The following is an 11,810-nucleotide window of genomic DNA, read 5'->3' on the forward strand; positions in this document are numbered from 1 at the left end:
TTCCCGGAGGATGGATGGCGCCAGAGAGGTCGCGCGCCGTTGAGGCGTATCAATCCTGGCCAGAGTCCCTATCACTATCGTGTGTCCCGGGTGGCCAGGACGAAAGGCGACGGCGGACGCGCGTCGCGCCTCCAATGCAGTCCAGCCCGGCTCGGATCACATGCGCATCGCTCTGGACGCATCGGTGCGGCTCGCGGATAGTCTCCCGGCTTCCTACAATTCCGCGTGAGATTTCATGACCGACAACCAGCCTTCGTCCGAGTCCTTCGACCTGATCATCCGCGGCGGCACCGTCATCGACGGCACGCGTGCGCCACGCTTCGAGGCGGATGTCGGCATCAAGGACGGCCGCATCGTCGCCATCGGCGGGCTTGACGGCCGGCGAGCCAGGCGGGAGATCGACGCCACCGGCCTCATCGTTGCGCCGGGCTTCATCGACTCCCACACCCATGACGACAGCGCCGTGCTGGTCGATCCCGACATGACCTGCAAGGTCTCGCAGGGGGTGACCTCCGTCGTGACCGGCAATTGCGGCGTCAGCATCGCGCCGCTGAAGCCGGGCTCGCCGCGGCCGATGCCGCTCGGCTTGCTATCGCCGAGCGAGGGACAGGTGGTCGAGTATGCCGCGTTCGCCGACTACGTCGCCGCGCTGCGCACGGCGCCCGCGGCGGTCAACGTGGCGCCCATGGTCGGCCACACCGCGCTGCGTGCGTCGGTCGTGAGCGACCTCGGCCGGGCCGCGACGGACGTGGAGATCGCCGAGATGCGCGCGCATGTGCAGGAGGCGCTCGACGCCGGCGCCATCGGCGTCTCGACCGGGACGTTCTATCCGCCGGCGGAGGCGGCGCCGACCGAGGAGATCATCGAGGTGTGCCGTCCGCTCACAGGCAGCGGCGGCGTCTATGCCACGCATATGCGCAACGAGGCGAACGAGGTGATCCAGTCGCTGGAGGAGAGCTTTGCCATCGGCAAGGCGCTCGACGTCCAGGTCGTGATCTCGCATCACAAGGTGGTGGGGCCAGCGAATTTCGGCCGCACCAGGGAGACGCTGCCGCTGATCACGAAGGCGATGAGCTGCCAATGCGTCGCACTCGACTGCTATCCCTACAACGCCTCGTCGACCATGCTGCACACCGACCCGGCCAAGCTGCAGGTCAAGGTCGTCGTCGCGGCCTCCGGACCCCATCCGGAAATGGCGGGTCGGGATCTCGCCGACATCGCCACTGGCTGGGGCGTCGACCGGCTCGAAGCCGCCAAGCGGCTGCAGCCGGCGTCGGCGATCTACTTCGCGATGGACGAGGCCGACGTGCAGACCATCCTCGCCTTCGAGCCCACCATGATCGGCTCCGACGGCCTGCCGTTCGGCGAGCGTCCGCATCCGCGGCTCTGGGGCACGTTCCCGCGCGTGCTCGGCTACTACTGCCGCGAGCTCGAGCTGTTCTCGCTGGAGACCGCGGTGTGGAAGATGAGCGGGCTGACCGCGCAGAATTTCGGCGTCGAGGGACGCGGCACGATCGCGGTCGGCAACCATGCCGACATCACGATCTTCGATGCCGCCAGCGTCCGGGACAGCGCGACCTATGATGCCCCCTGCGTGCCGGCCGCCGGCATCGAGGCCGTCATCGTCAATGGCGCGCTGACCTGGTGGCAGGGCACGCACCAGAAGGCGCGTGCGGGGCAGGTGATCACGCGCGGATCACGGCAGTGATCTAGCTAGATCGTGAACGGGCGCTGGCTGTCGTACTCACGATCTTCCTTGCCGGTCCTGTAATGGTTCGGCGATTGCGTCGGCAGCATCTTGCGCTGAATCTGAAGGTGGAAATCGTTGTAGTTGCCCTTGAATTGACCGTTCGCCCAGACCAGCAGCAGCGCCGCGGTGAAGACGCTGTTGATGGCGCCATCGAATGACACCTGATTGTCCTGGCAGCCCGAGATCAGACGGATGCTGGCCTTGGCGACATCGCTCGACTCCGCACCCGGCGCGCCCTTCGCGGCCCGGCCGATGGCTTCATAAAATGCGCGGTTTTGCTCATACGTACGAAGGGCGATATCCTGCGGCAAGAACTTGGGCGCATAGCTGATCCCTTTCGTCGCGGCCCTGCCGGCCACGGCGATATCCAAATTCCCGGCGAAGCCGGCGGCCTGCGCCATCTCGTAGTAGCTCACCTTGGCCACAGTGCCGCTATGGCAGGAATCGGAGAGAATCAGAACACGAACGCCATCGGCGATCGCGCCGTACACGCGATAGAGTTCATCATCGATCATCTGTCCGTCATAGAGGCACCAGGTCTCATCGAGTGCGTCGATCTCGTCACCATCGAGGTCCGGAACCTGGCTGCCGTGGCCCGAATAGGTCAGCAGCAGAATGTCTCCGCTGTTCAAGTCGCGGGCGGCCATCGTCAGCATGTCGGTCACGGCGCCGCGCGTGGCCTGCTCGCTGAGCAGAATGCCGGTCCGATAGCCCGCCGTCTTCGCAATCGCCTCCATCGCGCGCGCATCATTCTCACAGGCGTTCAGCTTGCCGTCCCACCCAGCATAGTGCTTCGGATCCAGCCGATTGAGACCGATATGCAGCGAAATGCCCTTGGCCATTTCCGTCCCCCTGATGTCTCGGCTCGCAAACATCAAGCCGGCGGTTCGAGCCGATTGCCGCTTTCCGTGACCACCCAGGCGCAGACCGCGCAGATCGCATCGCCGTAGTCGCCGTGCCAACGGCAGTTCGCGCGGATCGAACACCGCGGCAGCGCCACGGTCCGCTCATTCGGCAAGAGCTCCAGCCCGTGCTCGTTCAGGATCTTGGCGACGCCACAGCGCTTGCCGTCCCACTTTCCGCAGTCGCGCGCGAGGCACGGCGACGAGAAGCGGAAGCGCTGTTCCGGCGGACGTCCCTGCCGGGCGATCGCGACGAAGGCGGCGTCGACCTCGAAGCGCTCGGGAATGAAATCGATCCGGCCCTCGGCATTGACGATGCCGAGCAGCGTGTTGCCGTCGGCGCAGCGCGAACTCGGGCACATCGGCACCGACTTCGGCTTCACGGATGCTGCATCGGACATCGCCTGAACGCCTCTCGATTAGCTCTCGCCTCGCCCGGCTTGCTTGGTCTGGACATCGCCGTGATCCGAACGTGTGCCGGGCATTCGACCGCACTCAGGGATTATCCAGCTTCGGTCGATAGACAGCTCCGTAAATGTGGGAGCCAGGTCCCGCTCCGAACGCCTTGATCTGCGACAGCGGCGTCGCAACCATGTCGCCGCGCGTATCGAGCTTTGCGATTTCAGCCGTCACCGCCTTCTGAATGGCTTGCTCGATCTCAGACTTCAACTGGCCGGAGAGCGGACCGCCATCGATCTGAGCGACGAAGCGCTCCATCTCCGGCGCGGGCGCCGCCTTGTCGCCTCCACGCTTCGCAATCTCAGCGTCCAAAGCGGCCAGCGCCGCAACAAGATCACCCTGGACGCCGACGATCTGGCGCGCATGGTCGCGCAACGACACCAGATCGTCGATGGATGCGGGCCCTTTGACGGCCGCCGCCAACGCGTTGCCAATGGCAACGCCATAGACCATGATTGCTCCACCGGCGAAGGATGCGATTCCGCCAGCTGTACTCTTCTCGGTCATGATGTCGCCCTCCAGACCTTCAAGGCGCTGACTGAAGATCGATCGTGGCGATCAGACCCGCAGTGGCGCCGCCGTGCGTTCCCCCGAACGATTGGATTTGAGACAACGCCGTGATCTTCAGGTCGCCGCCGCTGTCGTGAGCGGCAATGGCAGCCTTCACCGCATTATTGACGGCCTGCTCGATGCTCTGTCTCGCCTGTGGCTCGATCGGAAGGCCGGTGATCTGCACGGTGAAGCGTTCGGATGGCACCACCTCGGCAGGCGCCGCGCCCTTGGCGGCCGCCTGTCCGCCGCGCTTGACGATTTCCTCGTCGAGCGCGTTCACCGCAGAAACCAGATCGCCTTGAGCGTCGACGATCGCCTTCGCGTGCGAGCGCAATGTGACCAACTCGTCCAGAGTGATACCGCCACTTGCGAGCGCATTGCCGATCGCAAGGCCGTACAGAGGCACCACTCCGCCTGGAACGCCTTCCTTCGCCAAATTCGCCTCCCTCGTCCTCTATACAATCTAAGGTTAGTATTTTACGATACCAATCGTCAACGATGTCGCGGCAAATTTCATGTTCTCTCGTGTACCCCACGCCGATACCGAGATGCCGGTCCGATCAATCCCTTCCGGCGGCTTGCCTACCGCTCAACCGCGCTATGTGGTCTGGGAGATCACGCTCCTCTGCAACCTGAAGTGCAGCCATTGCGGGTCCCGGGCCGGCGCACCTCGCAATGACGAGCTGACCACCGCGGAATGCATCGCTCTGATTGGCGAACTTGCGCGCGCTGGCACCAAGGAGATCGTTCTGATCGGCGGCGAAGCTTACCTCCGCCCCGATTGGCTGGTCCTCGTCGAGGAGATCACTCGCAACGGCATTGTCTGCGGCCTGCAGACCGGCGCCCGGGCACTCACGGAAGCGAAGATCGAAGCAGCCGCGCGCGCCGGACTCAAGACCGTCGGCGTTTCCATCGACGGCCCGGCCGCTACACATGATCGGCTCCGCGGTATCAAGGGCAGCCACGGCCAAGCGGTGGCCGCGATCCGGAACGCGCGAAAGCATGGGCTGATGGCGACCGCCAACTCGCAGGTCAATCGTCTTACCCTGGGCGGCCTGCGCGACATTTTCGATACGATCATCGACGCCGGGGCCTCCGCCTGGCAGATTCAGCTCACCGTGCCCATGGGCAATGCGGCCGATGCTCCATCCTTGCTGCTGCAGCCCTTCGATCTCGCTGCGCTGATGCCGGAGCTGTTTGCACTGTTCGAAGAGGGCCTCGATCGCGGCCTGCAGCTTATGCCCGGTAACAACATCGGGTATTTTGGCCCATACGAAGCGGCTTGGCGCAGTATCTCCGGACGATTCGAATACTACGGCGGCTGCCAGGCCGGACGGGCTGGCCTGGGAATCGAGGCTGACGGCGCCATCAAGGGCTGCCCGTCGCTCCCTACGGCCGCCTATGTCGGCGGCAATATCCGCGATCGATCATTTACCGACATCTGGAACGACAGCGCCGAACTGCGTTTCATGCGCGATCTCGACGAGAGCCGCGGGCGCCGCTGGGGGTTCTGCGCCAAGTGCTACTACGGTCCGATGTGCCGCGCCGGGTGCAGTTGGACCACGCACGTGCTGTCGGGACGGCCTGGCAACAATCCGTTCTGCCACTACCGGGTATTGCGGCTGGCCGAACGCGGCTGGCGCGAGGTGATCGTGCAGCGGACGAGGCCATCGGGACGACAGCCGTTCGACCATGGCTGCTTCGACATCATGATCGAGGACGCCCACGGCCGCCGATACGGCCAGGAAGTGTACGCGAGCGACGAGTTCCAGGATCTCGCGCCTGACGCGGCGGCGAGGCTGGACCAGCTGCTGCTCTGCGAGTCCTGCAAGCACTTCTTCTATCAGGGAGAGCCGGAATGCCCGCATTGCCGCGCAGGCGCGGACGCAACGAACAGGGCCGATGATCACGTGCGGGTCGTGCAACGCGTCATGCAGCACCACAACGAGATCGAACAAATCCTGCGCCGTATCGCGGCGCCCGCCTGACCGAAGGGCGCCTCCGCAGGTTGAGCGGAGTCGTTCGTCGGTACCTGCGGCCGCGGGAAGGCGCTGGCGAAAGTCGTCTGGTCCAATCAAACCCAACCGAGGAGAGTATCCCATGAATGCAAATGAAGACGTCAGAGCCGCGCTGGCGAACATTCCCGTGTCCTGGCTGCACATGCCGGCTCTGGCGTTCGCTGAAGCAGGAGCAGCGGGCGCGAAGGAATTCGGTCCGAAGATCGCGCCCGCCGTGCTGGCGCTCGGCGCTGCAGCCGCAGGAGCGATCATCGGCGGTGGCCTGCAACTCACGCATCAATACCTTCACGACAGCAAAGCCGGACCTGTATCGTATCAGGGCATCGACAAGGTGATCTGCACGGCGACCTTCGCCGAGATCGAAGCAGCCGCAACGCGCATCTACCAGGAGTCCGCCCAGGCCAAGGACGGCAATGCGCTGCAGCAGATCATCGATACTGCGGCTGGCGCGAAGTTCGTTCCGGCGCTGGCGCCCGTTGCCGGAGCGGCGGCGGCCTTCATTGCCGGTGTCTATGCCGGTGCTGCGGCGGCACGTCACTGATCAACGGTGAAACTGATCAACGCTGAAGGCGGCGCGCGGCTTGCCCGTGCGCCGGTTTCACCGGCGCGGCATCGCATGATGCCGACCGAGTCGACGGGCGGCTTTGGCCCCCCGGGCATCGTGGACGGCGCGTGCGCCAGACCCGCCGCTACCAGTGGCGGCAAACCGTTCCGGTCGCAGCATAGCTCCGCGGAATGGCGATGGGCCTGAGTTTTCTTACTCGTTCGTCCATTTGAGCCTTGGCGGATTTGCCGAGTTCAAAATGCCCGCCCCGCGGCGCGCGGTGGCCTATCCATCCAATTGGCGATCCAATTTTGGCGTCGGCACCAGCATGGACAGGCGTAGCCTGGATCGCTAGCTAAGCCGCTGCAGCCATCGCGCGCGCGAATTCCGGATAGCATTCGGCGAGCTCGTCGAGGATCCGGCCGCGGATCAGCTCGACCGTCGCCCGGTCCGGCGCGGGCGTGGGCGGCACGATCTCCGGCACCGCATAATCGAATCCGGTGCGATCGCGCACGTCGTCGGCGGAGTAGCCCGGGTGCACCGAGCGCAGCCGGAAGCCGCCGCGCTCGCGGTCGAAATCGAACAGCGCCAGATTGGTCAGCAGCGCCTGCGGGCCGCCGCGCCGCTTCACCTCCGGCGTGGTCGCGGCGGCGCTGACGAAATCCACCTTCGGCACCAACACGCGCGGCGAATGCTCTTCGCGAAACAGGATCACCCGCGGAATGAGATGGTAGAGATAGGCCGAGCCGAACGAGCCCGGCCAGCGCACATCCATCCGCGGATAGTCGCCGGTGCCGACCAGGTTGATGTTGCCGCTGCCGTCGATCTGACCGCCGCCGAGAAAAAACGCGTCGACGCGGCCCTGCGCGGCGCAGTCGAACAGCTCGACGCCGCCATTGGTGAAGAAATTGTGCCGGCTCGAGCCGAGGATCGAGATGCGGACCGGCGGCTTGCCCGCTTGCGCGTTCCGTGCGCGCAGCAGCATCGCGCCGGCCGCCGGGATCGGCGACGAGGCGCCGACAGCGACATGGCGGATGCCATCGAGCAGGTCGGCGATGGTGGTGATCAGCAGCTCCTTGCGCGCGCGTTCATCGTGCATGGTCATGCCACCTGCTTGCTGCGGGCCAGGAAGGCGGAGAGATAGCTGCGAAAGCCCTCGTTGGTGCGCGCCATCGCGGCGTAGCGCGCCAGCTCGGCGCCATCGGTCTCGTATTCGTCCCACAGCGGCAGCGGCCAGGCCCCGTTCGCGGCCACCGCGATGGCATCGACATACAGCGCCGGCAGCACGCCGGCCGCCGAGTCTTCGGTCGCCATCAAATCGCGATCGACGATGCGCTCGACGGTGACCAGCGTGCGCTTCGCCGCATAGGCCATCGTCGCCAGCTCGCGGTAGCGACCGATGCGGACATTGCCGAAGCGGTCGGCCTCAGGCGCATGAAACAGCGCCACGTCGGGCGTGATCGCCGGCACCACGACCACCTTGCCGGGCTCGCCGACCGGACTGTCGATCACCTTCCAATCGGGGCGGACCTGCAGCAGATCGCTGCCGATGATGCCGGCGATCGGCATGAACGGCACGCCCTTCTGCCCGGCCAGCAGGCCGGCATGGATCGCAGGGCAGGTGGCATCGCGCAGGCGGATGCTGCCGTCGCGCACGGCCGAGACGAAGCGCGGTGCGCCGCCGGCCTCGCCGAGCGAGACGGCGCTGGTTTCCACCACCGCGGCCACGCCGGCGCCGATCAGCAGATCGGCCTGGAGGCCTGATATCGGCACGCAGACGAGATGGAGTCCGGTGAGGCCGGCCTCGATCATGGCCGCCGTCGCCGCCATCGAGACGCCGGCACGGTCGACCGGGATCGCGATCGATTGCCCCGGTGCGATGGATGCGACGAGCGCCTCCAGACCGACCATCTCCGTCATCGGCGTATCCTCCCGTAGTTGCTTTGCCGCGCAGTGTAGCGATGCCCCGCGGACCTGTCAGTGCTCGTATGCGATCGTCGAGCCGCGGATGATGAGCTCCGGCGCCAGGACGATGTGGTCGGTCGCTGCCTCGCGCCCGGCAAGGCGGTCGAGCAGCAGCCGCGCCGCGGCTTCCCCCATGTCCCGCTGGGCGATCCGCACCGTGGTCAGCGGCGGCGCGACCATGTCGACGAACGGCATGTCGTTGTGGCCGACCACGGAGATATCACCGGGGCAGGTCAGGCCGCGCGCGGCGATCGCGTCATAGACGCCGAGCGCCAGCAGATCATTGGCGGCGACGATTGCGGTCGGGCGCGTCCGCCGCGCGAGCAGGCGCAGCGCAGCCTCGCGACCCGCCGCCCGCGTATAGGCTTCGACGGCTTCGACCGGCGCATGGCGGGCGGACAGTCCCGCGACGCTGATGCTGGCCTCGAAGCCGGCGCGGCGGTGCGCGCCGGTCGAGACGTGCTGCGGGCCCGCGACGTGACCGATGCGGCGGTGGCCGAGCGCGACGAGATGCTGGACGGCGAGACGCATGCCGGCGGCATCGTCGCTGGCTGCCGAGGGCAGGAGTCCGGCGGCATCGACGCGATTGACCAGCACCACCGGCAGCGCCGCGTCCAGGCAGTGCTTCACGACATCGTCGCGCAAGCTCACCGTCGCCAGCACCAGACCGTCGACGCCGCGGGCAATCAGCCGGTCGACCAGATCCTGCTCCGAGCCCTTGCTGCCGACGTCGACGACGATCGTCGCATAGCCCTCGGCGTTGAGACGATCGGCGATGCCGGACAGCACGGGCGGGAAGCCGGGATCGGCGATATCGGGCGCGAGCACACCGATCAGGCCGCTGCGCCCGGTGCGCAGGCCCTTGGCGGCCATGTTCAGCCGATAGCCGAGCGCGTTGGCGGCGGCCTGGATCCGCTCCACGACATCGCCCGCCACCAGATGCTTCATGGCCGGGCTGAGCGCGCGCGACACCGTGGAGGGATGCACGTCGCAGCGCGCGGCGACGTCCTTGATCGTCGGGCGTGAGGACGCCGTTGCGCGCGGGCTCCTTGTCGATGGCGACGTCCGTTTCATCTCCGCTCCCCGATGCCGCAGCGCAGCGACGTTTTGATCGCGCGGTACCTTGACACATTTTGCGTGCGTGCAATAAATCCGGCTCTGCAATCGATTGCAAGAGCACAATGGGAAACGCCCACATGACAGCCAGCGCGCTGAAGCCGCATCTGGTCAGCCCGGAGCATCTCGATCCGCATTGGCGCTGGGGGCGGGCGATTCCGTCGCATGGCCATGTCTCGGTGGATTTCGAGCGCCGCATCGATTTCGACAGGTTGCGGCGCTACCGACTGGCGCGGGCGCGCGCGGCGCTGAAGGCGTCGGGCTATGGTGCGCTGCTGCTGTTCGACGTCAACAACATTCGCTACGTGTCCGGCACCAAGATCGGCGAATGGGAGCGCGACAAGCTGTGCCGTTTCGCGCTGCTGGCCGGCGACGGCGAGCCGATCGTGTGGGATTTCGGTTCGGCAGCCGTCCACCATCGTCTGTTCTGCGACTGGCTGGCGCCGGAGAACTGCCGCGCCGGCATGCTCGGCATGCGCGGCACCGTGCCGCCGGCGGTCGGACTGATGAAGGCGCATGCCGAGGAGGTGATGAGCCTGTTGCGGTCGGCCGGCGTTGCCGACATGCCGGTCGGCGTCGACCTCGCCGAGACCGCGATGTTCTTCGAGCTGCAGAAGGCCGGCATGAAGGTGGTCGACGGCCAGCAGGTCATGCTGGACGCGCGCGAGATCAAGAACATCGACGAGATCATGCTGTTGAATCAGGCCGCGGCCATGGTCGACGGTGTCTATCATTCGATCTACGAACACCTGAAGCCGGGCGTGCGTGAGAACGACATCGTCGCGCTCGCCAACAAGATGCTCTATGAGATGGGCTCCGACGACGTCGAGGCGATCAATGCCATCTCCGGTGAGCGCTGCAATCCGCATCCGCACAATTTCACCGACCGCATCCTGCGTCCGGGCGACCAGGCGTTCTTCGACATCCTGCAGTCCTATCAGGGCTACCGGACCTGCTACTACCGCACTTTCAACGTCGGCCGCGCCACGCCGGCGCAGCACGACGCCTACAAGCAGTGCCGCGAATGGCTCGATCATGCGATCGCGCTGATCAAGCCGGGCGTCTCGACCGACACCGTCGCCAAGGTCTGGCCTAAGGCCGAGGAGTTCGGCTTTCCCTCGGAGATGGCCGCCTTCGGCCTGCAGTTCGGCCACGGCCTCGGGCTCGCGCTGCATGAGCGCCCGATCATCTCGCGGCTGGTCTCGCTGGACAATCCGATGGAGATCAAGACCGGCATGGTGTTCGCGCTCGAGACCTACTGTCCGGCGACCGACGGCTTCTCGGCCGCGCGGATCGAGGAGGAGGTCGTGGTCACCGACAAGGGCTGTCAGGTGATCACGCTGTTCCCGGCCGAGGAATTGCCGATCGCCAACCGCTATTGAGCGAACGAACGGTGCGACCAGGAGAGTGGTCTTCGTGTTTTCGTCATTGCGAGCGAAGCGAAGCAATCCAGGGTGGCAGCCGTGACTCTGGATTGCTTCGTCGCTTCGCTCCTCGCAATGACCGCATCCGTGATAAGTAGGACGAGGAGACGACAATGACCACGACGCATTCGCTCGGCTGGATCGGCATGGGGCGCATGGGCTATCCCATGGCCGAGCGCCTGCTCAAGGCCGGCCACAAGGTGTCGATCTACAATCGCACCCGCGCCAAGGCCGAGCCGCTGGCGGCGAAAGGGGGCGTGATCGTCGATCATCCCCGCGATCTCGCCGCGTGCGACATCGTGTTCACGATGGTGTCGACGGGCAAGGATCTCGAGCAGGTCTATTTCGGCGACAACGGCCTGGTGGCTGCCAGTTCCGGATCGCGTCCCCGGATCCTGGTGGACTGCTCCTCGATCGGCATCGAGCAGTCGGAGGCAATCGCCGCCAGGCTCGTTCGACTGGGCTGTGAGTTCGTGCGCGCGCCGGTGTCCGGCAACGGCAAATGCGTCAAGGCCGGCAAGCTGTCGTCGGTCGTCTCCGGCCCCAAGGCCGCATTCGAGGTCATCGCACCCTATCTGGCGAAGATCGCTGTCTCCGGCGTGTCCTATGTCGGCGAGGGCGAGCTCGCGCGCATCTGCAAGATCGCGCACAATGTCTTCCTCGGCGTCGTGATCCAGAACCTCGCCGAGATCACCATCCTGGCGCAGAAGGCCGGCGTGCCGCGCCATGCCTTCCTGAACTTCATGAACGCCAGCGTCATGGGCTCGACTTTCACGAAGTACAAGAGCAACGCGCTGGTCAATCTCGACTGGACCACGACCTTCACGCCGCCGCTGCTGCGCAAGGATCTCGATCTCGGCCTGTCGGCGGCGCGCCAGCTCGACGTCGCGATGCCGGTGACGGCCGCGACGCGCGAGGCATTGCAGGCCCATGTCGGCGCGGCCTCGCTGCAGGCCGATCCTGCCGCCTATCTGGAGAAGGATTTTGCGGCGCTGCTGGAGACCGTGGCGCTGGCGGCCGGCGTCAAGCTGGCGCCGGAGAACGTGCCGATGCCGACCGGGCTGGAGACCGAGGGATAAT

12 protein-coding genes are annotated in these 11,810 nt (G+C 65.9%); 5 read left to right on the forward strand and 7 right to left on the reverse strand.

Annotated elements, in window-relative coordinates; genetic code table 11:
* The first annotated feature begins 235 nt into the window (after window positions 1–235).
* Window positions 236–1,708 carry a D-aminoacylase gene (locus QW863_RS27835; protein WP_315716331.1) on the forward strand — a complete coding sequence of 491 codons (1,473 nt, stop codon included), beginning with the start codon at window positions 236–238 and terminating at the stop codon, window positions 1,706–1,708.
* A 5-nt stretch (window positions 1,709–1,713) separates the two neighbouring features.
* On the opposite strand, the gene QW863_RS27840 is transcribed toward QW863_RS27835, so the two are convergent.
* From QW863_RS27840 to QW863_RS27855, 4 genes are all read right to left on the reverse strand, one after another.
* The gene (locus QW863_RS27840) at window positions 1,714–2,736 is read right to left on the reverse strand and encodes a caspase family protein (protein WP_315716330.1); all 1,023 of its coding nucleotides are present in this window, start codon (window positions 2,734–2,736) and stop codon (window positions 1,714–1,716) included.
* The gene (locus QW863_RS27845; protein ID WP_315716329.1) at window positions 2,625–3,053 is read right to left on the reverse strand and encodes a hypothetical protein; all 429 of its coding nucleotides are present in this window, start codon (window positions 3,051–3,053) and stop codon (window positions 2,625–2,627) included. Before QW863_RS27845 ends, QW863_RS27840 begins: the two co-directional genes overlap by 112 nt.
* A 94-nt stretch (window positions 3,054–3,147) precedes the next feature.
* The gene (locus QW863_RS27850) at window positions 3,148–3,618 is read right to left on the reverse strand and encodes a hypothetical protein (protein WP_315716328.1); all 471 of its coding nucleotides are present in this window, start codon (window positions 3,616–3,618) and stop codon (window positions 3,148–3,150) included.
* Window positions 3,619–3,637: 19 nt separating this feature from the next.
* Window positions 3,638–4,099, reverse strand: a complete 462-nt coding sequence (locus QW863_RS27855; RefSeq protein WP_315716327.1) for a DUF1843 domain-containing protein — start codon at window positions 4,097–4,099, stop codon at window positions 3,638–3,640.
* A 79-nt stretch (window positions 4,100–4,178) separates the two neighbouring features.
* Here QW863_RS27855 and QW863_RS27860 point away from each other — a divergent pair, with 79 nt between their 5' ends.
* Complete coding sequence (locus QW863_RS27860; RefSeq protein WP_315716326.1) at window positions 4,179–5,651, forward strand: radical SAM/SPASM domain-containing protein; 1,473 nt, start codon at window positions 4,179–4,181, stop codon at window positions 5,649–5,651.
* A gap of 112 nt (window positions 5,652–5,763) precedes the next feature.
* Entirely contained in the window at window positions 5,764–6,222 is a 459-nt protein-coding gene (locus tag QW863_RS27865) for a hypothetical protein (protein WP_315716325.1), read from the forward strand.
* A gap of 358 nt (window positions 6,223–6,580) precedes the next feature.
* On the opposite strand, the gene QW863_RS27870 is transcribed toward QW863_RS27865, so the two are convergent.
* Genes QW863_RS27870 through QW863_RS27880 form a run of 3 tightly spaced genes read right to left on the reverse strand, consistent with a single transcriptional unit; the run spans window position 6,581 to window position 9,264 of the window.
* A complete protein-coding gene (locus QW863_RS27870; RefSeq protein WP_315716324.1) occupies window positions 6,581–7,330 on the reverse strand; it encodes a CoA-transferase in 750 nt (249 codons plus the stop codon).
* Window positions 7,327–8,145, reverse strand: a complete 819-nt coding sequence (locus QW863_RS27875; RefSeq protein WP_315716323.1) for a CoA transferase subunit A — start codon at window positions 8,143–8,145, stop codon at window positions 7,327–7,329. The genes QW863_RS27870 and QW863_RS27875 overlap by 4 nt, the downstream gene beginning before the upstream one ends.
* Before the next feature lie 57 nt (window positions 8,146–8,202).
* On the reverse strand, window positions 8,203–9,264 hold the full coding sequence (locus QW863_RS27880; RefSeq protein WP_315716322.1) for a LacI family DNA-binding transcriptional regulator: 1,062 nt from the start codon (window positions 9,262–9,264) through the stop codon (window positions 8,203–8,205).
* 122 nt (window positions 9,265–9,386) lie between these two features.
* On the opposite strand from QW863_RS27880, the gene QW863_RS27885 reads away from it, so the two are divergent.
* Both QW863_RS27885 and QW863_RS27890 read left to right on the forward strand, forming a co-directional pair.
* Window positions 9,387–10,688 carry a Xaa-Pro peptidase family protein gene (locus tag QW863_RS27885; protein ID WP_315716321.1) on the forward strand — a complete coding sequence of 434 codons (1,302 nt, stop codon included), beginning with the start codon at window positions 9,387–9,389 and terminating at the stop codon, window positions 10,686–10,688.
* A gap of 155 nt (window positions 10,689–10,843) precedes the next feature.
* Window positions 10,844–11,809 (forward strand): NAD(P)-dependent oxidoreductase, encoded by a 966-nt coding sequence (locus QW863_RS27890; protein ID WP_315716320.1) that lies wholly within the window; start codon window positions 10,844–10,846, stop codon window positions 11,807–11,809.
* Window position 11,810: the final 1 nt, after the last annotated feature.

Origin of the sequence: Bradyrhizobium sp. SZCCHNR1017, assembly GCF_032381375.1 — a bacterium.
Taxonomy (GTDB): domain Bacteria; phylum Pseudomonadota; class Alphaproteobacteria; order Rhizobiales; family Xanthobacteraceae; genus Bradyrhizobium.

Excerpts from the sequence above, each read along its gene's own strand:
- QW863_RS27835 (WP_315716331.1), top strand. The coding sequence starts at position 236 with ATGACCGACAACCAGCCTTCGTCCGAGTCCTTCGACCTGATCATCCGC.
- QW863_RS27845 (WP_315716329.1), bottom strand. The coding sequence starts at position 3,053 with ATGTCCGATGCAGCATCCGTGAAGCCGAAGTCGGTGCCGATGTGCCCG.
- QW863_RS27850 (WP_315716328.1), bottom strand. The coding sequence starts at position 3,618 with ATGACCGAGAAGAGTACAGCTGGCGGAATCGCATCCTTCGCCGGTGGA.
- QW863_RS27860 (WP_315716326.1), top strand. The coding sequence starts at position 4,179 with ATGTTCTCTCGTGTACCCCACGCCGATACCGAGATGCCGGTCCGATCA.
- QW863_RS27865 (WP_315716325.1), top strand. The coding sequence starts at position 5,764 with ATGAATGCAAATGAAGACGTCAGAGCCGCGCTGGCGAACATTCCCGTG.
- QW863_RS27870 (WP_315716324.1), bottom strand. The coding sequence starts at position 7,330 with ATGACCATGCACGATGAACGCGCGCGCAAGGAGCTGCTGATCACCACC.
- QW863_RS27875 (WP_315716323.1), bottom strand. The coding sequence starts at position 8,145 with ATGACGGAGATGGTCGGTCTGGAGGCGCTCGTCGCATCCATCGCACCG.
- QW863_RS27880 (WP_315716322.1), bottom strand. The coding sequence starts at position 9,264 with ATGAAACGGACGTCGCCATCGACAAGGAGCCCGCGCGCAACGGCGTCC.
- QW863_RS27885 (WP_315716321.1), top strand. The coding sequence starts at position 9,387 with ATGACAGCCAGCGCGCTGAAGCCGCATCTGGTCAGCCCGGAGCATCTC.
- QW863_RS27890 (WP_315716320.1), top strand. The coding sequence starts at position 10,844 with ATGACCACGACGCATTCGCTCGGCTGGATCGGCATGGGGCGCATGGGC.